Below are 19,934 nucleotides of genomic sequence, written 5' to 3'. Positions count from 1 at the left end.
TGCGCTCGTTCACTCCTCGCACTCACGGGTTACCACCAGTGTTGAGGAGCGGACCCGGAAGACCGGCCTCGTCCGCCGCGACCCGCCCGGCCGGAACGGTCGCGCTCGGTGCGGGAACGGAGATCCGGACGACCGCGCCGGACGTCGCCCCGAGGCTGCGCCGCACGGTCGAACCGGGTGAGTTGGTCGGCAGCCAGACGACGCCGTCCGGCATCTCGGTCAGCTCCGCCGGCAGGGTCAGCGCCCCGCGGTCGGTGCCCACCGTGACCGCGTCCCCGTCGGCCACACCGAGTGCCTCGGCGGTGCCCTTACCCAGCCGGACGACCGGCGGGCGGGCGGTGCCGGCGAGGTGCTCGTCGCCGTCGGTCAGGGTGCCGAGGTCGACCAGCTGGTGCCAGGTCGCCAGCACGGCCTCCCCGGCACGCGGGTGCGGCACCGTCCCCGGCGACACCGACGGCGCGGACGGCCGGGACGTGCGCGTGGCCGGCAGCGAGCCCAGCTCCCGACGCACACTCGGCACGTCGGCGGTGCCGAGCCGCACGTCGAGCAGCGCGGCCAGCGCGTCGAGCACCCGGCCGTCGGTCATCGCGGCGGTGTTCAGCACCGCCTCGAACGGACGCAGGCGACCCTCCCAGTCCAGGAAGCTGCCGGCCTTCTCGACCACCGGGGCCACCGGCAGCACCACGTCGGCCCGCCGGGTCACCGCGCTCGCGCGCAGTTCCAGGCTGACCAGGAACGGCACCGCGTCCAGAGCGGTCTCGGCCAGCCGCGGGTCGGCCAGGTCGGCCGGGTCGACACCGCCGACCACCAGCGCACCGAGCTGCCCGTTGGCGGCCGCCGCCAGGATGCCGTCGGTGTCCCGACCGGCCTGGCTCGGGATCACCCCGGCCGGGATGTCCCACGCCTCGCCGAGCTCGGCCCGCGCGGCCGGCTCGGTGACCAGCCGGCCACCGGGGAGCAGGTTGGGCAGGCAGCCGGCGTCGACCGCGCCGCGGTCACCCGCGCGCCGCGGCACCCAGGCCAGCTTCGCTCCGGTACGGCGAGCCACGTCCGCCGCGGCGGAGAGCCCACCCGGCACGCTGGCCAGCCGCTCACCGACGATGAGGATCGCGCCCGGGGCGCTGAGCGCCTCGGTGACCGTGGCGTGCTCGGCGAGCACGCTGGCCTCCTCGCCCGGCACGACCCGGGCCAGCTTGGCACCGAGCTTCTCCAGGCCGCGGGTGGCGAACGGCGCCAGCGCGTACACCGTCAGGGTCTTCTTGAGGTACGCCTTGCGCAGCCGCAGGAAGAGGATCGGGCACTCCTCCTCCGGCTCCAGGCCGACCAGCACCACCGCCGGCGCGTTCTCCACGTCGGTGTAGGTGACGTCGGTGACCCCGGCGACCGAGCTGGCCAGGAAGTCGGCCTCCTCGCGGGAGACCGGGCGGGCCCGGAAGTCGATGTCGTTGGTGTTCAGCGCGACCCGGGCGAACTTGGCGTACGCGTAGGCGTCCTCGACGGTCAGCCGACCGCCGGTGAGCACCGCCGTGCCCTGGCCGCTCTCGCGGGCCGCGTGCAGCCCCTCGGCGGCCCTGGTCAGCGCCTCACTCCAGGACGCCTCCCGCAGCTCACCGGTGTGCTCGTCGCGGACCAGCGGGTTGGTCAGGCGGTCGGCGGCGCGGGTGTACTGGAAACCCCAGCGGCCCTTGTCGCAGTTCCACTCCTCGTTCACCGCCGGCTCGTCACCGGCGAGCCGGCGCAGCACCTTGCCGCGCCGCCAGTCGGTGCGCTGCCCGCAGCCGGCCGAGCAGTGCTCGCAGACGCTCGGGCTGGACACCAGGTCGAACGGGCGGGCCCGGAACCGGTACTGGGCGCCGGTCAGGGCGCCCACCGGGCAGATCTGCACGGTGTTGCCGGAGAAGTAGGAGTTGAACGGCACGTCTCCGGCGTCGCCCTGCTCGCCGTACGCGTCGTCCCGGTAGATGTTGATCTCCTCGGCGGACGACCGGCCCATCAGGTCGATGAACTTGTCGCCGGCGATCTCCTCAGAGAAACGGGTGCACCGCTGGCAGAGCACGCAGCGCTCGCGGTCCAGCAGCACCTGGCTGCTGATCGCCATCGGCTTCTCGTACTCCCGCTTGTGCTCGTGGAAGCGCGAGTCGGTGCGGCCGGTGGACATCGCCTGGTTCTGCAGGGGGCACTCGCCGCCCTTGTCACACATGGGGCAGTCCAGAGGGTGGTTGAGCAGCAGCAGCTCCATCACCCCCTCCTGCGCCTTCTGAGCGACAGGCGAGGTGAGCTGGGTGCGGACCACCATGCCGTCGGCGACGGTCTGGGTGCAGGAGGCGACCGGCTTGCGCTGCCCTTCCACCTCGACCAGGCACTGGCGGCACGCGCCGGCCGGGGCCAGCAGCGGGTGGTCGCAGAACCGGGGGATCTCGGTGCCCATCTGCTCGGCGACCCGGATCAGCAGCGTCCCCTTCGGGGCGGTGACCTCGACGCCGTCGATGGTGAGGGTGACGGTTTCGGTCTGCTTGGCTACGTCGGTCATCAGTGCGCCCCTACCAGGGTCTTCTCCGACAGCTTGGGTGCGGTACGTCCCTCGATGTAGTCGAGGTAGTCCTGCTTGAAGTACTTCAGCGACGAGGTCACCGAGCTGGTCGCGCCGTCACCGAGGCCGCAGAACGAGCGGCCGAGGATGTTGTCGCAGGTGTCCAGCAGGGTGTCCAGGTCCTCGTGGGTGCCCTGACCCGAGAGGATCCGCCGGTAGACCCGGACCATCCAGTAGTTGCCCTCGCGGCACGGGGTGCACTTGCCGCACGACTCGTGGTGGTAGAACTCCAGCCACCGGTACGTCGCGTAGACCGGGCAGTCCTGGTCGGAGAAGATCTGGGTGGCCGTGGTGCCGAGGATCGAGCCGGCCGCCGCCACCCCCTCGAAGTCCAGTGGCACGTCCAGGTGCTCGGCGGCGAGCAGCGGGGTGGACGATCCGCCCGGGGTCCAGAACTTCAGGTTGTGGCCCGGCTGCATGCCACCGGCCAGCTCCAGCAGTTCGCGCAGCGTGACGCCCATCGAGCACTCGTACTGGCCCGGGTTGTTGATGCGGCCGGAGAGCGAGTAGATCATCGGCCCGGAGGACTTCTCGGTGCCCATGGTCTTCCACCAGTCGGCCCCACCGAGCACGATCGGCGGCACGCTGGCGATGGTGCCGACGTTGTTCACCACCGTCGGGCTCGCGTACAGGCCGTGGGTGGCCGGGAACGGCGGGCGCAGCCGGGGCTGACCCCGGAACCCCTCCAGCGAATCCAGCAGCGCCGTCTCCTCGCCGCAGATGTACGCCCCCGCGCCGGAGTGCACCACCAGCTCCAGGTCGTAGCCGCTGCGCAGGATGTTCCGGCCCAGGTAGCCCTTGTCGTACGCCTCCTGGACCGCGTTGCGCAGCCGGCGCGCGGCGTGCACCGCCTCGCCCCGGATGTAGATGTACGCGCGGCTGGCCCGGATCGCGTACGACGCGATGATCACGCCCTCGACCAGCGCGTGCGGGTCGTGGGTCATCAGCGGCAGGTCCTTGCAGGTGCCCGGCTCGCCCTCGTCGGCGTTGACCACCAGGTAGTGCGGCTTGCCGTCGCCCTGCGGGATGAAGCCCCACTTGAGGCCGGTGGGGAAGCCGGCGCCACCCCGACCGCGCAGCCCGGAGTCCTTGATCAGCTGGATCAGGTCGTCCGGGTGGGCCTTGAGCGCCTTGCGCAGCGCGGCGTAGCCGTCGAGCTGCTCGTACGTGCCGATCCGCCAGGCGTCCGGCGACAGCCAGCGCTTGGTCAGCACCGGCGTCAGCTTGGCCAGCGTCTCCGGGCGGGGAGTGGTCACTTCTGGGCCCCCGTTTCGCTCGCGTCGGCCGATTCGGCGCCGTCGGCGTCCGTTCCGGCCTTCGCTTCGGTGAGGTTGCGCTCCTGCGCCCCGGCGTCGTCGCCGGCGGGCTTGCCGTCGCCGGCCGGTGGGTTGGCCGCCGTGCCGGCGGCCTCGGCCGACCGTGCGTCGCCAGCTTCGGGCGCGGTGCCGGTGCCGTCCACCGGAACCTTGGTGCCGGGAGCGTCCGGCACCGCCGTGCCCGCGTCCGGCTGCCGGGTCTCGGCGGTACGCACCTGCGGCGACTTGCCGTCCGGTGCCTTCACGTCGGGTGCGGTGCTGCCGGTCGCGGCCTCCGGCTTCGCCGGCTCGGCGACCCCGGTCGGGGCGGACGCCCCGTCGCCACCCTTGACCGGTGCCGCGCTGGCCTCGGCGGGCGCTGGCTTGGCGGCCTCCGCCTTCGCCTTCGCCTCGGCGGCGGCCTTGTCGGCCTCGGCCTTGCTGCGGATCGGGGTGTTCGGGTCGAAGCCCGGCACCGAGACGTTGTGCTCCTGCGCCAGCCGCAGACCGCGCAGGGTCGGCTCGCCCGGCCCGCCGTCGGCGACCGCGCCGTCGCGCTCGTCGGCGAAACCGGCGAGCTGCACCGCCATCTCCTTGAGCGTGCAGAGCCGCGCGCCGCGCGTCGGCATCGGTCGGCCACCGGCGCGCAGCTCGTCGACCACGCCGACCGCCGTGGACGGATCCACCCGGTCGAAGAAGTCGTAGTTGACGGTCATCACCGGGCCGTAGTCGCAGGCCGCCAGGCACTCGGCGTGCTCCAGCGTGATCGTGCCGTCCGCGGTCGTCTCGTCGTGCCCGACACCCAGGTGCTCGACGAGGGTGTCGTAGACCTCCTGGCCGCCCAGCACGTTGCACATCGTGTTGGTGCAGACGCTGACCAGGAAGTCACCGGTGGGCTTGCGCTTGTACATCGTGTAGAAGGTGGCCACCGCGCCGACCTGGGCCTTGTTCAGCCCGAGCACCTCGGCGCAGAACGTGACCCCGGCCGGGGAGACGTACCCCTCCTCCGCCTGGACCAGGTGCAGCAGCGGCAGCAGCGCCGAGCGGGACCGGTCCGCCGGGTAACGGGCGATGATCTCGCGTGCCCGCTCCCGCGTCTCTTCGGTGAACGTCGTCGTCATCGGTCACACCCACCCATCACGGGGTCCAGCGAGGCGCCGCCGGCGATCACGTCGGCGATGAGGCCACCCTCGGCCATCGCCGGGAGGGCCTGGAGGTTGACGAAGCTCGGCTCCCGGTAGTGCACCCGGTACGGCCGGGTGCCGCCGTCGGAGACCGCGTGTACGCCCAACTCGCCGCGCGGCGACTCGATGCCGACGTACACCTGGCCGGGCGGGACCCGGAAGCCCTCGGTCACCAGCTTGAAGTGGTGGATCAGCGACTCCATCGACTGACCCATGATCTTCGCGACGTGCTCCAGCGAGTTGCCCATGCCGTCGACGCCGATGGCGAGCTGCGCGGGCCACGCGATCTTGCGGTCGGCGACCATCACCGGGCCCGGCCGCAGCCGGTCCAACGCCTGCTCGACCAGCTTCATCGACTCGCGGATCTCGGCGAGCCGCACCTGGTAGCGGCCCCACACGTCACCGTCGGGGTGGGTCGGCACGTCGAACTCGTACGTCTCGTAGCCGCAGTACGGCATGGTCTTGCGCAGGTCCCAGGCGAGCCCGGCCGAGCGCAGCACCGGACCGGTGATGCCGAGCGCCACGCAGCCGGTCACGTCCAGCACCGCGACGTTCTTCGTCCGTTCGATCCAGATCGGCTGACCGGAGAGGAGGTCCTCGTACTCCTTGAGCTTCTTCGGCATCATCTTCAGGAACTCGCGGATCTTGACGATCGCCTCGTCCGGCACGTCCTGCGCGACACCACCCGGCCGGACGTACGCGTGGTTCATCCGCAGGCCGGTGATGGTCTCGAAGATGTCGAGGATGTACTCCCGCTCGCGGAAGCCGTACAGCATGATCGAGATCGCGCCCAGCTCCATGCCGGTGGTGGCCAGCCAGACCAGGTGCGACGAGATCCGGTTGAGCTCCATCATCAGCACGCGGATGGTGGTGGCGCGCTCGGTGACGTCGTCGGTGATGCCGAGCAGCTTCTCGACCGCCAGCGCGTAACCCGTCTCGTTGAAGATCGGCGCGAGGTAGTCCATCCGGGTCACGAACGTCGAACCCTGGACCCAGTTGCGGTACTCGAGGTTCTTCTCGATGCCGGTGTGCAGGTAGCCGACGACCGAGCGGGCCTCGCGGACCGTCTCGCCCTCCAGCTCCAGGATCAGCCGCAGCACCCCGTGCGTGGACGGGTGCTGCGGACCCATGTTGACCACGATCCGCTCGTCGTTGATCGGGTCGGTGCCCGAGACGACCGTGTCCCAGTCCCCACCGGTGACGGTGAAGACCCTGCCCTCGGTGGTCTCGCGTTCGGTCGCGTAGTTCGACGTGGTCACTGGTACGACCTCCTGCGGTCCGGCGGCGGGATCTCGGCGCCCTTGTACTCGACCGGCACGCCACCGAGCGGGTAGTCCTTGCGCTGCGGGTGGCCCTCCCAGTCGTCCGGCATGAGGATCCGGGTCAGGTTGGGGTGGCCGTCGAAGACGATGCCGAACATGTCGTACGCCTCCCGCTCCTGCCAGTCCGCCGTCGGGTAGATGGCGGTGACGCTGGGCAGGTGCGGCGACTCGACGGAGACCGCGGCCTCCAGCCGGATCCGGCGCCGGTAGGTCATCGAGGTGAGCAGGTAGACCACGTGCAGCCGGCGCTCGTCGGCGCCGAGGTAGTCCACCCCGGACACCGAGGAGCACAGCTCGAAGCGCAGCGCCAGGTCGTCGCGCAGCACCTGGCAGACCTCGGCGATCCGCTCCGGGCGGACGTGCAGGGTCAACTCACCCCGGTCGACGACCACCTTCTCGATCGCGTCGCCGAAGGCCGGGTACGCCTCTTCGAGGGCGTCGCGGACCTCGTCGAAGTAGCCCCCGTACGGCCGGGGCGCCTCCTCGATGGGCTGGCGCTGGCGGACCAGGCCGCCGTAGCCGGACACGTCGCCGGTGCCCTGGTTGCCGAACATGCCGCGCCCCGCCGGGCTGGACGGCGGGTACTCGGCCGGGGCGGTGCCGCTGGCGCCGGCCGGGGTGACCGGCACCGGCACACCCCCGTCGTTGTTCCTGTCGTTCGGTGCGGTCACTTCGGGCCCCTGTGCGCGTGAAGGTGGTTCTGGGCGTTCATCCAGTTCTCGATCCGCAACTGCTCCTCGCGCCCCTCGCGGACCGCCTGGGTCCACTCGGCACGCCGGGCCTTGTCGTTGCGGTACGAGGACGGCATGGAGCCGTACGGCACGACCGGAACGTCGCCGCGCTCCTGGCGGGCCGCCAGCATCTTGCGACCGTTCGGGCCCAGCGGCTCATACATGATCTTCTCGCGGAGCTTGAGGATCGCGTCGATGAGCATCTCCGGCCGGGGCGGGCAGCCGGGCAGGTACATGTCGACCGGCACGACGTGGTCGACGCCCTGCACGATCGCGTAGTTGTTGAACATGCCGCCGCTGCTGGCGCAGACGCCCATGGAGAGCACCCAGCGGGGCTCGGCCATCTGGTCGTAGATCTGGCGCAGCACCGGTGCCATCTTCTGGCTCACCCGGCCGGCCACGATCATCAGGTCGGCCTGCCGGGGCGAGGCCCGGAAGACCTCCATGCCCCAGCGGCCCATGTCGTAGTGCGGACCACCGGCGGCCATCATCTCGATCGCGCAGCAGGCCAGGCCAAAGGTGGCGCCCCACACGGACGACTTCCGGGACCAGTTGACCAGCTTCTCCACCGAGGTGAGCAGGACGCCGGCGGGGAGCTTCTCCTCGATGCCCATCTGACGTTCCTTCCTCAGTCCCAGTCCAGGCCGCCGCGCCGCCACACATAGGCGTACGCGACGAAGACCGCGACGATGAACAGGACCATCTCCACGAAGCCGAAGATCGGCAGAGCGTCGAACGAGACCGCCCAGGGGTAGAGGAAGATGATCTCGATGTCGAAGACGATGAAGAGCATCGCCGTCAGGTAGAACTTGATCGGGAACCGCCCGCCGCCGACCGGCTGAGGGCTGGGCTCGATGCCGCACTCGTAAGCCTCGAGTTTGGCCTTGTTGTATCGACGGGGACCAGCGAAGCGGGCGGCGCCGACAGAGAACAGCGAGAACGCCGCGGCGAGGGCGAACAGCCCGATGATCGGTGCGTAAGGCGAGAGCGACATCGTTTTCTCCTGCTCGTCCTTCCCTGCCCTCGGTGCTTGACGAAAATCACACTATTCACGTCCCTCGCGGTGGCTGCCGGCGGGGGTCGATCTTTGTCGGCGTCGGGGCTGTGACCAGCACCGATGCCGTCGCTCTAGACGGCTGGCGCGGCTTTCGTCATTGCGTTGATGACCCGGTCCATCGCGTCCCCGCCTCGGGGGTCGGTCAGATTGGCCAACAACTTGAGAACGAAACGCATCAGCGTCGGGTGGGGCATGCCGTGCTTGGTGGCGATCCGCATGATCTCCGGACGGCCGATCAGCTTCACGAAGATGCCGCCCAGCCGGTAGTAGCCACCGAGCCGGGCCTTCAGCTCGTTCGGGTACGCCATCAGGGCCCGCTCGCGCTCCGGCCCGGCGGGACGCGCGAGGGCCTGCACCGCCACCTCCGCGGCCAGCTCGCCGGACTCCATGGCGTACGCGATGCCCTCGCCGTTGAACGGGTTGACCATCCCGCCGGAGTCGCCGACGAGCAGAACCCCGCGGGTGTAGTGCGGCACCCGGTTGAAGCCCATCGGCAGCGCGGCGCCGAGGATCGGACCGTCGGCGTTGGCCTCGTCGGTCATGCCCCAGTCGGCGGGCGTGTTGGCCAGCCAGTCGGTGAGCAGCCGGCGGTAGTTGGTCTTGCCGAACGCGGACGACGAGTTGAGCACGCCGAGGCCGACGTTGACCCGCCCGTCACCGAGCCCGAAGATCCAGCCGTACCCGGGCAGCAGGTTGTCGCCGCTGTCCTTGCTGCGCAGCTCCAGCCACGACTCCAGGTAGTCGTCGTCGTGCTTGACCGGGGAGTGGTAGTAGCGGCGGACGGCCACGCCGATCGGCCGGTCCTCCCGCTTGGCCAGCCCGAGCGCGAGCGGGAACCGACCGGAGACCCCGTCGGCCGCCACGACCAGCGGGGCATGGAAGGTGGCGGGCTCCTTGCCGGGCCCCACCTCCGCCTCGACGCCGGTCACCCGGCCGTCGCCGTCGAGCACCGGGCCCAGCACGTTGACGTTGGTCCGCAGTTTGGCGCCGGCCGCGACCGCCCGCTGGGCGAGCAGATCGTCGAAGTCCAGTCGGGTGCGGACCAGGCCGTAGTTGGGGAAGCTGGCCAGCTCGGGCCAGTCCAGTTCCAGGCGTACGCCGCCGCCGATCACCCGCAGGCCGCGGTTGTGCAGCCAGCCGGCCTCGGGCGAAGTGTCCACGCCCATCCGGATGAGCTGGCGCACCGCGCGCGGGGTCAGCCCGTCGCCGCAGACCTTCTCCCGGGGAAACTCGGTCTTCTCCAACACCAACACCCGTACGCCGTGCCGGGCCAGGTGGTACGCAGTAGCCGATCCACCGGGACCGGCGCCAACGACGATGACGTCGGCGTCGTGTTCCACCGCGGTCATTCGCGCCTCCTCCCGCACGCTCGTGAAATGCTTCACAAGCCAGACGGGACGAGTGTATGACCGGCGTCATACCTGCGCAGGATCAGGGGTACCTAACTCGCCGATGTGACAGCCGGCGACCGTCCACAGCAGGCGAGTGTCAGGCCGATCGGGAGGCGTCCAGGCCCGCGTCGACCCGGATCGCCTCCGGCAGATGCTCCCGCAGCGCGCCACCGGCCGCCCGGTCCAGCGCGGCCAGCACCTCGGCGACCACCTGCCGGACGTCCGCCGGATCCGCGCCGGCCAACGCGCGCAGCTGCGCGATGAGTTCGGCCGCGTCATCGTCGGTGGCGGCCACCGGGTCCGCCCGGTCTGCTCCGGTCATGCGGACGAGCGTACGGGGCAAAGTGGACTAAAGTCGGATATTCCTGAAACGCGTCGCGGCGTCGCGGCGTCTCCGCGCTACTCGCGGATCCCCCGGTGCAGCGCGACCACGCCGCCGGTCAGGTTGCGCCACGCCACTCGACCCCACCCGGCCGCGGCGACCCGCCCGGCCAGCGCGGCCTGGTCCGGCCAGGCCCGGACCGACTCCGCCAGGTAGACGTACGCCTCGGGGTTGCTGGACACCGCGCGGGCGACCACCGGCAGCGACCGCATCAGGTACGACAGGTAGACCGTCCGGAAGGCCGGGTTGACCGGGGTGCTGAACTCGCACACCACAAGCCGTCCACCCGGCCGGGTGACCCGGGCCAGCTCGCGCAGGGCCGCGTCGGTGTCGTTGACGTTGCGCAGCGCGAAGGAGATGGTCACCGCGTCGAAGCTCGCGTCGGCGAACGGCAGTCGCAGCGCGTCCCCGGCCAGCAGCGGCACCTCGGGACGAACCCGCTTGCCCGCGTACAGCATGCCCAGCGACAGGTCGACCCCGACCGCGTACGCCCCGGACTGGGCCAGCTCGCGCGTCGAGACGCCGGTGCCCGCGCCCACATCGAGCACCCGCTCGCCCGGCCGCAGCCCGAGCGCCGCGCGGGTGGCCCGACGCCAGGAGCGGTCCTGCCCGAAGGAGAGCACCGTGTTGGTCAGGTCGTAGCGCTCGGCCACGCCGTCGAACATCGCGGCGACCTCGTGCGGTTGCTTGTCCAGGCTGGCGCGCTGGCCCTGCGGTGTACGGCTCACCCGCTCCACTCTGCCAGCCACGCTCAAGCCCTCGACCGCTGGGTCCGCGTACCCCATGGCAACCGGGAGCGTCGACGCGGCCGGCGGTGGCGGACGGCCGCGCGGCCCGGCAGGCGAAAGGGCGGAGTGGTCGCCCACCCCGCCCTCGCGTCGTGCCTACGTCAGATCGTGCCTATCTCTCAGATCGTGCCGACGTCAGTCGGTCGAGGTCTCGTCGCCCGGGGCGACCAGGACGACCTTGCGCCGGCGGGAGAGCACCAGCAGCGCCCCACCCGCGAGCAGGATCAGACCGCCGATGCCGCCGATCAGGCCGGCCTGCACACCGGTCACCGGCAACCCACCGCCACCGGAACCACCGCCACCGGTGGTCGGCGACGTGGTCGTGCCCGGCGTCGTCGTGCCGCCCGGCGTCGGAGTCGCCGTCGGGGTGGCCGTCGGCGTCGGGGTCGGCTGCGCGCTCAGGTCGACGAAGACGTCGAACTGCGCGGTGTTGTCCACCTCGTCGGTCTCGGTGAACGCCCGCCGCTGCGCGCTGGAGGCCACCTGCGGCTGCTCCTCGGGGCTGCCCTCAGCGGCCTCCAGGCCGGCGGCCCAGACGAAACCGGGTCGGAGCACCGGCTCGGTCACGTCCGCGCCGACCTTCACCCGCACGTCGGCGGTGTAGAACTGCCCCGGCTTCAGCACCACGCCGGTGTCCTCGCAGTACGCGTTCGCGAACCCACCCAGCGGCTGCTCGACGCAGCTCTCCGGCAGCTCGGCGAAGGTGACGCCGGCCGGGAGGGTGATCCCGTACGCCACGCCGGTCGCCTTGCGGCTGCCGTCGTTGTAGACCGCCCAGTCCAGCGGCGCGGTCTCGCCCCGCTTGACCGGCTTGAGGCCGGACTCGCCCGCCTCGTCGCCGTCCACCGCCACGTCGGCGTAGACGTCCTGCACCCAGGAGGTCAGGTCGTAACCGGGCTTGGCGACGGTGATGTCGTGCCGCACCGTGTTGTCACGCGGGTTGGGGTCGGCGGTGGCCGAGCTGATGGTGACCACCAGCGTGCCGGCGTCACCGCGACCGCCGGTCGAGAAGAGCGGGATGCCGAAGTCCTCGGTGGTGCCGGCCGCCAGATCGCCGAGCAGGCAGGTGAAGGTCGTGCCGGTGAGGTCGCACCCGACCGGGGTGAGCACGCCGACCTTGCGGTTCTTCAGGCCCTTCGTCTCCACGGTGACCCGGACGTCCTTGGCGTCGACCGAGCTGCGGGTGTTGTCGACCTGAAACTTGAACGGCTTCGCCTTGGCCGCCTTGACGCCCTGGGCCAACTCGTAGCTGAGGGGCACCAGGGCCAGGTCAGCCTGGTCGGCGGCCTGCGCCGGGGCGGCAACGGTGGCCAGGCCACCGGCAGCGAGCAGTGCCACGACGCCGACACGAGCCAGCGTCGAGCGGTGGAAGGCTGTCATCAGTCCCCCGGGGGTGTAGGGAAGAAGAGAATGAATGGTTGTGGGACCGAGCGGACGTTATCGGAGGTCGATCTCCCCCGCCAGCGCGGCGGACGAATTTCAACCGTCCGGACTGGACCCGGCACACGATACGGGCGGAATGGTCACCCATCCCGCCCGTACCGCCGTGCGTTATATGAACGACCCTCATGGGCCGATGGAGGACACTCCCTGACCAGCCCATCAGATCACCGTCACCCGGGCGGTCGGGCCGATTCCAGCGATCCGTGCCACCCGCGGTGACGACGGATACGAGGCGGGACGGTAGCGGCCGCCAATCATCTCCACCACCCCCGTGGCGGGCAGCCTGACGGTGCGACGGCGGGGACCACCCGTACCGCCGCCGTTGCCGGGCGGGAGCATGATCCCCGGTCAGCCGAACGGTCGGGGCGGGATCGACCTCAGTTGACCTCGACCAGCGGCAGCGAGCGCCCCGCGCCGCCGCCGGGCAGCGCGATCGAGGAGAAGTGCGAGACCACCCGCTCGTCGGTCGGGTCGTCGGCCGGCGTGTGGTGCACCGCCAAACGGTTGTAGAGGGTGTCCCGCTGGGCCGGGATCCGGTCGGCGGAGCGGATCATCCCGATCAGCTCGTGCAGGTTGGAGCGGTGGCGGGCGCCGGCCGAGGAGATGACGTTCTCCTCCAACATGATCGAGCCGAGGTCGTCCACGCCCATGTGCAGCGACAACTGCCCGACGTCCTTGCCGGTGGTCAGCCAGGACGCCTGCAGGTGCGGCACGGTCTCGAAGAAGAGCCGGGCCACCGCGACCAGGCGCAGGTACTCCAGCGTGGTCGCCTGGGTGCGACCCTTGAGGTGGTTGTTCTCCGGCTGGTACGTCCACGGGATGAACGACCGGAACCCACGGGTGCGGTCCTGCACATCGCGGATCATCCGCAGGTGCTCGATCCGCTCGGCGTGCGTCTCACCGGTGCCCATCATCATGGTCGCGGTCGACTCGACGCCCTGCCGGTGGGCCAGCTCCATGACCTCCAGCCAGCGCTCACCCGACTCCTTGAGCGGGGCGATGGCCCTGCGCGGGCGCTCGGGCAGCATCTCCGCACCGGCGCCGGCGATCGAGTCCAGGCCGGCGGCCTTGATCCGGGCGATGGCCTCGTCCAGGCTCACGCCGGAGACCTTGGCCATGTGCAGGATCTCGCTCGGGCCGATCGAGTGGATGACCAGCTGCGGGTACGCCTGCTTGACCGAGGAGAACAGCTCCTCGTAGTACTCGACGCCGTAGTCCGGGTGGTGGCCGCCCTGGAGCATCACCTGGGTCGCGCCCAGCTCGACCGCCTCGCCGCAGCGACGCAGGATCTCCTCCGTCGGGTGGGTCCACCCCTCGGCGTGCTTCGGCGCCCGGTAGAACGCGCAGAACTTGCACGCCGTCACACAGACGTTCGTGTAGTTGATGTTGCGATCGATCAGGTAGGTGACGATGTTGTCCGGGTAGCGCCGCCGGCGCACCGCGTCCGCCGCCTCGCCCAGGGCGTGGAAGGGCGCCTCGGTGTAGAGCAGCAGAGCCTCCTCGGGCGTGATCCGCCCGCCGTCCGCGCCACGCTGCAGGATGTCGTCGATCTCCCGGCTCACCGTCACGCCTCCGAGCCTACGCCCGCCCCGCGCCCTCTCCCGGACGGGTGCTGACGGCTGTGATGCGCTGCGCACCCCCCGGGCCGGGGGCCAGCCCACCGTGCGGCCGTCCTGACTGCCCCATCTTTGGGGCAGCTCGACAGGCTCGGTATCGACCGTGGACCGTCCGGCACGCCACACGGTCCGCGAGTCGGCCGTCAGGCGTCGTAGTCGACCGTGAGCCTGTCGGTGGTCGGACTGGACTGGCAGGTCAGCACGTAGCCGGCGGCCAGCTCGTCGGGCTCCAGGGCGTAGTTGCGGGCCATCGTGACCGCCCCGTCGACGACCTTCGCCTTGCAGGTCGAGCAGACGCCGCCCTTGCAGGCGTACGGCAGCTCGCCGCGCACCTTGAGCGCGGCGTCCAGCACCCGCTCCTCGCGGCCCATCGTGAAGCTCGACGACCGACCGTCCAGCACGATGGTGACGTCCGAACCGGTGCCCGGCTGGTCGACGGGGCGGGCCACCGGCTCCGGTGGCGCGTCGACGTGGAACAGCTCGGTGTGCACCGCCGACTCCGGCAGCCCGCGCGCGGTCAGCACGTCCCGGGCGTCGACCACCATGCCGTACGGGCCGCAGAGGAACCACTCCTCGATGACCTCGCCCGGCACGATGGTGCCCAGCAGGCGTTCCAGTCGTTCGGCGTCGATCCGCCCGGAGAGCAGCGGCGACTCACCCTGCTCCCGGGACAGCACGTGCACCAGGTGCAGCCGGGTGGGGTAGCGGTCCTTCAGGTCGGCCAGCTCCTCGGCGAACATGACCCGGTTGGCCGTGCGGTTGCCGTACACCAGGGTGAAGGTGCTGGCCGGCTCGACGGCCAGGGCCGTCCCGACGAGCGCGAGCACCGGGGTGATGCCGGAGCCGGCGACGACCGCGCCGTAGTGGCGCACCCGGTCCGCCGCGAACGCCGTGGTGAAGGTGCCCAGCGGCGTCATCACCTCGACGGTGTCGCCGCGGCGCAGCGCGCCGCAGGCGAACGCCGAGAACGCGCCGCCGGGGATCTCCCGCACCCCGATCCGCAGCCGGCCGTGCCGGGCCAGGTCGTCAGGGGTGGAGCAGATGGAGTACGACCGGCGCACGTCGTCGCCGTCGTCGGTCACCCGCCGCACGGTGAGGTGCTGACCGGCGCGGAACGCGAACGCCTCCCGCAACTCCTCCGGTACGGCGAAGGTGACCGCGACCGAGTCGTCGGTGAGCCGGTCGACGGCGGCGACCGGCAGCGGGTGGAAGGCCGGCCGGCGGCGGACCGGCCGGGAGATGGTGACTGTCACAGCGCCTTCAGGTGGTCGAAGGGTTCGGAGCAGGAACGGCAGCGCCACAACGCCTTGCACGCGGTCGAGCCGAACCGGCTGACCTGCTCGGTCTCCGGCGAGCCGCAGAGCGGGCAGCGGACCGCGAGGGTCAGCGCCACCACGCCGGGGGCGGGCGCCGGCGACGGCGGGGCGATCCCGGCGGCGGCCAGCTTGGCCCGCCCGACATCGGAGATCCAGTCGGTGCTCCACGCTGGGCTGTAGACCGTCCGCACCTCGGCGTCCGGATAACCGGCCGTGGCCAGCGCGCGCCGGACGTCGGCCCGGATCACGTCCATGGCGGGGCAGCCCGTGTACGTCGGGGTGATGGTGACGGTGACCCGGCCACTGGCCCGGTCCTCCTCGACCGCGCGCAGGATCCCCAGCTCGTCGATGGTGATCACCCGGATCTCCGGGTCCACCACGCTCGCCGCCGCCATTCGCGCGTCGGTCACCACTGCGCCCCGGGGTGGGCGCGGTGCAGCACCTGCATCTCGGCCAGCAGGTAGGACAGGTGCTCGGTGTGCACGCCGGCCCGCCCGCCCGTCGGAGCCCAGCCGCGCTCCGGGCGGGTGAGCGTCGCCTCGGCCAGCACCGGGCCGACGGTCTCGTCGAACGCCGCCCGCAGGCCCGCCGGGTCGACCGGCGCTGCCGGGTCCGCGGCGAACAGCTCGTGGGTGTACGGCCAGACGTGGTCGACGGCCTCCTGCATCCGGCGGTGCGACTCCTCGGTGCCGTCGCCGAGCCGCTTGACCCACAGCGCGCCGTGGTCCAGGTGGTACGCCGACTCCTTGCGCGCCTTCGCGCCGATGGCGGCCAGCCGCTCGTCCGGGCAGGACGCGAGCGCGGTGTAGAGCGGCAACTGGTACGCCGCCAGGAAGAACAGCTTCGCCATGGTCACCGCGAAGTCGCCGTTGGGCAGCTCGACCAGCAGCACGTTGCGGAACTCGCGGTCGTCACGCAGATACGCCAGCGCGTCCTCGTCCCGACCTGCCGCCTCCAGCTCACCCGCGTACGACAGCAGCAGCCGGGCCGCGCCGAGCTGGTCGAGGGCGATGTTGGCGAGCGCGATGTCCTCTTCCATCTCCGGCGCGCGGGTCGTCCACTCGGCCAGCCGCTGCGCGGCGATCAGCGCGTCGTCGCCGAGGGCGAGGGCGAAGCCGAACGGCCCGCTCACAGGTGTGCCACCCCGTCCGGCACCTCGTAGAAGGTGGGATGGCGGTAGACCTTGTCGGCGGCCGGGTCGAAGAAGGCGTCCTTCTCGTCCGGGCTGGACGCGGTGATCGCGCCCGCCGGCACCACCCAGATCGACACGCCCTCCTGTCGGCGGGTGTAGAGGTCGCGGGCGTTGCGCAGGGCCAGCTCGGCGTCCGGGGCGTGCAGGCTGCCGACGTGGGTGTGCGACAGCCCGCGCCGCGCCCGCACGAAGACCTCCCACAGAGGCGAGTGCTCGTTGCTCACGCGGCCACCTTCTCCCTCTTGTCCGCTCGCTTGGCGGCGTACGCCGCGGCGGCCTCGCGTACCCATGCGCCGTCGGCGTGGGCGGCCCGGCGGTGCGCCATCCGCTCCCGGTTGCACGGCCCGTTGCCCTTGATGACCTGCATCAGCTCGTCGTAGTCGGGCTGGCTGTAGTCGTACGCCTGCCGTTCCTCGTTCCAGCGCAGGTCGTCATCGGGAATGCGCAGCCCGAGGATCTCCGCCTGCTGGACGCACATGTCGACGAAGCGTTGGCGCAGGTCGTCGTTGGAGAAGCGCTTGATCTTCCAGGCCATCGACTGGGCGGAGTGGGTGGAGTCGCCGTCCGGCGGGCCGAACATGGCCAGCGACGGGTACCACCAGCGGTCCACCGCGTCCTGGGCCATGGCCTTCTGTGCCGGGGTGCCGTGCGCCAGGGTGTGCAGGATCTCGTAGCCCTGGCGCTGGTGGAACGACTCCTCCTTGCAGACCCGGATCATCGCCCGCGCGTACGGGCCGTAGGAGCACCGGCACAGCGGCACCTGGTTGACGATCGCCGCGCCGTCCACCAGCCAGCCGATCGCGCCCACGTCCGCCCAGGTCAACGTGGGGTAGTTGAAGATCGAGCTGTACTTCTGCTTACCGTCGAGCAGCAGCTGGACCAGTTCGTCGCGACTGATGCCGAGGGTCTCGGCGGCCGCGTAGAGGTAGAGACCGTGGCCCGCCTCGTCCTGGACCTTGGCCAGCAGGATCGCCTTGCGCTTGAGCGAGGGCGCCCGACTGATCCAGTTGCCCTCCGGCTGCATGCCGATGATCTCGGAGTGGGCGTGCTGGGCGATCTGCCGGATCAACGTCCGGCGGTACGCCTCGGGCATCCAGTCGCGCGGCTCGATCTTCTGCTCCGCGTCGACCACCTCGGTGAAGTACGCGGCCAGGTCCTCGTCCGGTGCGGGACCGCCGCGGCGCTCGCGCGCGGCGGCGGCACGCAGCTCCGCCTCGGCGGCCTCGACCTCGCCGAGCAGGCCCGCGCCGGGCGCGTCGTCCGGTGCGTCGCCAGGGGCGGAGAAGTCGTTGCCATACATGTGGACAAGTGTTACAGCTTGCGCCCTGATGCACCAGGGGGTGTAACAGGAAACCCGAATGACGTTCCGTCACCGATGGGCAGTTCCTGGCTACGGATCGTGACTCAGCCTCCTATGACTTGGGTCACGGGAAGAAGATGAAACCCCCCAGAAGCCGCAGACCAGCGTGATTTTCCACCGATGTCGCACGTTGCCTGGTGTCGGACCCTGGTGCCCGGCCCGTCCGGACGTAGACTTCTGCCGGTCACACGATCGGCTGCCCCCACGCCGTCTCCACAGAGGCCACCGCCCCCGGCCTTGGCGCACGCACCGGTCGCCCCGGACAACGAAGCCGGTCCCCCCGGCCCTGACATCTGGAGCTCACCCAACTCATGCGATCTCGCGTGACCATGGTGTTCGCCATCGTGGCGGTTCTTCTCGGTGGCGTCCTGCTGGTCCCCACCGCGTACGCCCGACTCTCCACCGACGACAGCGGTGGTGGAGGCGGCGGTGGCGGCGCCAGCGTCGCCGCGCCCGCGCCCACTCCGCCGCCACCGCCCACGCTGGCCGCCGGCCGGGTGTCGGTGAGCTTCAAGGGCGAGTTTTTCTCGTGGGCGTTGATGGACCGGCAGACCGGCAAGATCTCCGGCTCGTCGAACATGGCCTCGACCAGCTCCACGGAATCGATGCTCAAGGCGTGGATCGTCTCGGACTATCTGCGGCAGCTCAAGGACCGGGAACCGCCGGCGAACCTGAAGAAGGCGGCCAGCCTCGCCATCCGCAACAGCGACGACGACGCGGCCAACGCGGTCTACAAGGCCGCCGGCGGCTCGTACGCCGTGCCGCCCGGCGGGCAACCCGGGCCGGTCGTCAAGCGCGCGATCAGCATCTGCGGTCTGACCGACACCAAGCGCGGCAACGTCCCGAAGTACGAGGGTTGGTGGAGCTTCACCCGCATGTCCCCGCGGGACGCCGTCCGGCTCGGTGACTGCATCGCCGACGGCAAGGCCGCCGGCCCCAAGTGGACGAAGTGGGTGCTCAGCGAGATGAGCCAAGTCAAGGGCACCACCGCAGCCAAGGACCAGAAGCTCAAGTCCGGCGGTGGCCGCTGGGGGATCATCAACGGTCTGCCCAAGTCGATCACCGCGCAGGGGCCGGTCAGCATCAAGAACGGGTGGACCGCGATCAACTACGACGGCAACTGGCACGTCAACTGCCTCGCCGTCAACGGGAAGTGGAGTCTCGCGGTGATGCTGCGTTACCCGATCAAGAACGGTCTGGACTACGGCGCGCAGGTCTGCGCCAGCGTGGCCACCCAACTGGTCACCCCACAGCCGGGTGCCGCGCTCAAGGTGCCGCAGCAGCCGGTCGGAAAGCTCTGATGGCCGGCAACCGGCGGGCCGACCGGCGCGGTGCGGGCGAGACCTCGCCGCTGCGCCTGATCGCTGTCGCGGTCATCCTCATCGGGCTGGTGCTGGTGTCGCTACGCCTCCTGCCCGGGTCGCCGTTCGAGTCGTCCGCGGCCGCCAAGTGGGGTGACTCCGAGGCGACGACCAGCGACCGGTCCACCGGAGCGGCCACCGACCGCAGTGCCCGTCAGCCGTCCCCACCGTCGCCGAGCCCGAGCCCCTCGTTGGCGCCGCTGCCGTTCCAGGCCAAGGACCTCAACCTCGACATTCAGGGCTGGTACTCCTGGAGCGTGCTCGACCGCCGGACCGGAAAGATCATCGGTTCGAAGAACATGGGCGAGACCAGCACCACCGCCTCGATGATTAAATCCTGGATCGTCGCCGACTACCTGCGTCGCGCCGCCGACGCCGGCCAGACGCCGAGCGACGCGAAGCTCGCCGACGCCACCCGGATCATCCGGGACAGCGACAACACGCGGGCCGAGCAGTTCTACAACTCGGTCGGCCGGGACGCCTCGATCAAACGACTGATTTCCATGTGCAAGCTGACCGACAGCAGCGTCGCCCCCGACAAGGGGTGGTCCCGCACGGCCCTCTCCCCCCGCGACACCGCCCGCCTGGGCAACTGCATCGCCACCGGCACCGCCGCCGGCCCGAAGTGGACCAAGTGGCTGCTCAACGAGATGAAGCTCGTCCGCGGCGCCGGTGACTTCGGCATCCGCAAGGCGTTCCCGGCCGCCGAGCAGAAGCAGATCGCCATCAAGAACGGGTGGATCGACCGGACCGCGGAGCAGGAGATGCACATCAACTGCCTGGCCATCGGGGACACCTGGACGATGGGCGTGATGGTCAAGTACCCGATCGGCATGGGCTACGACTACGGCATGAAGAACTGCGAGAAGATCACCGAGGCACTGCTGCGCCCCGGCACCTGATCAC

Annotated in this window: 19 protein-coding genes; 2 read left to right on the top strand and 17 right to left on the bottom strand. The window is 70.9% G+C overall.

The window, feature by feature from the left end; genetic code table 11:
* Positions 1-22: 22 nt before the first annotated feature.
* The 17 genes from ABZT87_RS07545 to paaA form a co-directional block, all read right to left on the bottom strand.
* Entirely contained in the window at positions 23-2,530 is a 2,508-nt protein-coding gene (locus ABZT87_RS07545; RefSeq protein ID WP_354862056.1) for an NADH-quinone oxidoreductase subunit G, read from the bottom strand.
* On the bottom strand, positions 2,530-3,846 hold the full coding sequence (gene nuoF / locus ABZT87_RS07540) for an NADH-quinone oxidoreductase subunit NuoF (RefSeq protein ID WP_344360932.1): 1,317 nt from the start codon (positions 3,844-3,846) through the stop codon (positions 2,530-2,532). Before nuoF ends, ABZT87_RS07545 begins: the two co-directional genes overlap by 1 nt.
* On the bottom strand, positions 3,843-5,006 hold the full coding sequence (gene nuoE, locus ABZT87_RS07535; RefSeq protein WP_355134266.1) for an NADH-quinone oxidoreductase subunit NuoE: 1,164 nt from the start codon (positions 5,004-5,006) through the stop codon (positions 3,843-3,845). Before nuoE ends, nuoF begins: the two co-directional genes overlap by 4 nt.
* Complete coding sequence (locus ABZT87_RS07530; RefSeq protein ID WP_355134264.1) at positions 5,003-6,328, bottom strand: NADH-quinone oxidoreductase subunit D; 1,326 nt, start codon at positions 6,326-6,328, stop codon at positions 5,003-5,005. Before ABZT87_RS07530 ends, nuoE begins: the two co-directional genes overlap by 4 nt.
* Positions 6,325-7,062, bottom strand: a complete 738-nt coding sequence (locus ABZT87_RS07525) for an NADH-quinone oxidoreductase subunit C (protein ID WP_355065343.1) — start codon at positions 7,060-7,062, stop codon at positions 6,325-6,327. Before ABZT87_RS07525 ends, ABZT87_RS07530 begins: the two co-directional genes overlap by 4 nt.
* Complete coding sequence (locus ABZT87_RS07520) at positions 7,059-7,736, bottom strand: NADH-quinone oxidoreductase subunit B family protein (RefSeq protein WP_354853890.1); 678 nt, start codon at positions 7,734-7,736, stop codon at positions 7,059-7,061. The genes ABZT87_RS07525 and ABZT87_RS07520 overlap by 4 nt, the downstream gene beginning before the upstream one ends.
* Positions 7,737-7,750: 14 nt before the next feature.
* Positions 7,751-8,116, bottom strand: a complete 366-nt coding sequence (locus ABZT87_RS07515) for an NADH-quinone oxidoreductase subunit A (RefSeq protein WP_007454588.1) — start codon at positions 8,114-8,116, stop codon at positions 7,751-7,753.
* Positions 8,117-8,250: 134 nt separating this feature from the next.
* Positions 8,251-9,528: a geranylgeranyl reductase family protein gene (locus ABZT87_RS07510; protein WP_355134262.1), complete on the bottom strand. Its 1,278-nt coding sequence runs from the start codon at positions 9,526-9,528 to the stop codon at positions 8,251-8,253.
* A gap of 139 nt (positions 9,529-9,667) precedes the next feature.
* Positions 9,668-9,892, bottom strand: coding sequence for a hypothetical protein (locus tag ABZT87_RS07505; protein WP_354853885.1), 225 nt, complete (start codon positions 9,890-9,892; stop codon positions 9,668-9,670).
* 77 nt (positions 9,893-9,969) lie between these two features.
* Complete coding sequence (locus ABZT87_RS07500; protein ID WP_354853882.1) at positions 9,970-10,680, bottom strand: demethylmenaquinone methyltransferase; 711 nt, start codon at positions 10,678-10,680, stop codon at positions 9,970-9,972.
* A 195-nt stretch (positions 10,681-10,875) separates the two neighbouring features.
* Positions 10,876-12,120 (bottom strand): LPXTG cell wall anchor domain-containing protein, encoded by a 1,245-nt coding sequence (locus tag ABZT87_RS07495; RefSeq protein WP_355134260.1) that lies wholly within the window; start codon positions 12,118-12,120, stop codon positions 10,876-10,878.
* A 440-nt stretch (positions 12,121-12,560) separates the two neighbouring features.
* Positions 12,561-13,751, bottom strand: coding sequence for a cyclic dehypoxanthinyl futalosine synthase (gene mqnC, locus ABZT87_RS07490; RefSeq protein WP_355134258.1), 1,191 nt, complete (start codon positions 13,749-13,751; stop codon positions 12,561-12,563).
* Positions 13,752-13,942: 191 nt separating this feature from the next.
* Positions 13,943-15,052 carry a 1,2-phenylacetyl-CoA epoxidase subunit PaaE gene (paaE, locus tag ABZT87_RS07485; RefSeq protein ID WP_355134256.1) on the bottom strand — a complete coding sequence of 370 codons (1,110 nt, stop codon included), beginning with the start codon at positions 15,050-15,052 and terminating at the stop codon, positions 13,943-13,945.
* A complete protein-coding gene (gene paaD, locus ABZT87_RS07480; protein ID WP_355134254.1) occupies positions 15,049-15,525 on the bottom strand; it encodes a 1,2-phenylacetyl-CoA epoxidase subunit PaaD in 477 nt (158 codons plus the stop codon). The genes paaE and paaD overlap by 4 nt, the downstream gene beginning before the upstream one ends.
* Positions 15,522-16,247: a 1,2-phenylacetyl-CoA epoxidase subunit PaaC gene (gene paaC, locus ABZT87_RS07475; RefSeq protein WP_354853868.1), complete on the bottom strand. Its 726-nt coding sequence runs from the start codon at positions 16,245-16,247 to the stop codon at positions 15,522-15,524. The genes paaD and paaC overlap by 4 nt, the downstream gene beginning before the upstream one ends.
* On the bottom strand, positions 16,244-16,531 hold the full coding sequence (gene paaB, locus ABZT87_RS07470; protein ID WP_266248073.1) for a 1,2-phenylacetyl-CoA epoxidase subunit PaaB: 288 nt from the start codon (positions 16,529-16,531) through the stop codon (positions 16,244-16,246). Before paaB ends, paaC begins: the two co-directional genes overlap by 4 nt.
* A complete protein-coding gene (gene paaA / locus ABZT87_RS07465; protein ID WP_355065331.1) occupies positions 16,528-17,607 on the bottom strand; it encodes a 1,2-phenylacetyl-CoA epoxidase subunit PaaA in 1,080 nt (359 codons plus the stop codon). Before paaA ends, paaB begins: the two co-directional genes overlap by 4 nt.
* 371 nt (positions 17,608-17,978) lie before the next feature.
* Between paaA and ABZT87_RS07460 the strand changes: the two genes are divergently transcribed.
* Positions 17,979-18,968, top strand: coding sequence for a hypothetical protein (locus ABZT87_RS07460; protein WP_354853861.1), 990 nt, complete (start codon positions 17,979-17,981; stop codon positions 18,966-18,968).
* Positions 18,968-19,930, top strand: a complete 963-nt coding sequence (locus ABZT87_RS07455) for a hypothetical protein (RefSeq protein ID WP_354853858.1) — start codon at positions 18,968-18,970, stop codon at positions 19,928-19,930. The genes ABZT87_RS07460 and ABZT87_RS07455 overlap by 1 nt, the downstream gene beginning before the upstream one ends.
* Positions 19,931-19,934: the final 4 nt, after the last annotated feature.

Source organism: Micromonospora sp. NPDC005237, from assembly GCF_040607775.1.
In the GTDB taxonomy this organism is placed as follows: Bacteria; Actinomycetota; Actinomycetes; order Mycobacteriales; family Micromonosporaceae; genus Micromonospora.
Note: the sequence above shows the minus strand (reverse complement) of the source record. Positions and strands in the feature narration are given on the sequence as shown.

Coding starts and splice junctions, on each gene's coding strand:
- ABZT87_RS07545 (WP_354862056.1), bottom strand. CDS start 2,530: ATGACCGACGTAGCCAAGCAGACCGAAACCGTCACCCTCACCATCGAC.
- nuoE (WP_355134266.1), bottom strand. CDS start 5,006: ATGACGACGACGTTCACCGAAGAGACGCGGGAGCGGGCACGCGAGATC.
- ABZT87_RS07520 (WP_354853890.1), bottom strand. CDS start 7,736: ATGGGCATCGAGGAGAAGCTCCCCGCCGGCGTCCTGCTCACCTCGGTG.
- ABZT87_RS07515 (WP_007454588.1), bottom strand. CDS start 8,116: ATGTCGCTCTCGCCTTACGCACCGATCATCGGGCTGTTCGCCCTCGCC.
- ABZT87_RS07510 (WP_355134262.1), bottom strand. CDS start 9,528: ATGACCGCGGTGGAACACGACGCCGACGTCATCGTCGTTGGCGCCGGT.
- ABZT87_RS07505 (WP_354853885.1), bottom strand. CDS start 9,892: ATGACCGGAGCAGACCGGGCGGACCCGGTGGCCGCCACCGACGATGAC.
- ABZT87_RS07495 (WP_355134260.1), bottom strand. CDS start 12,120: ATGACAGCCTTCCACCGCTCGACGCTGGCTCGTGTCGGCGTCGTGGCA.
- paaA (WP_355065331.1), bottom strand. CDS start 17,607: ATGTATGGCAACGACTTCTCCGCCCCTGGCGACGCACCGGACGACGCG.
- ABZT87_RS07460 (WP_354853861.1), top strand. CDS start 17,979: ATGCGATCTCGCGTGACCATGGTGTTCGCCATCGTGGCGGTTCTTCTC.
- ABZT87_RS07455 (WP_354853858.1), top strand. CDS start 18,968: ATGGCCGGCAACCGGCGGGCCGACCGGCGCGGTGCGGGCGAGACCTCG.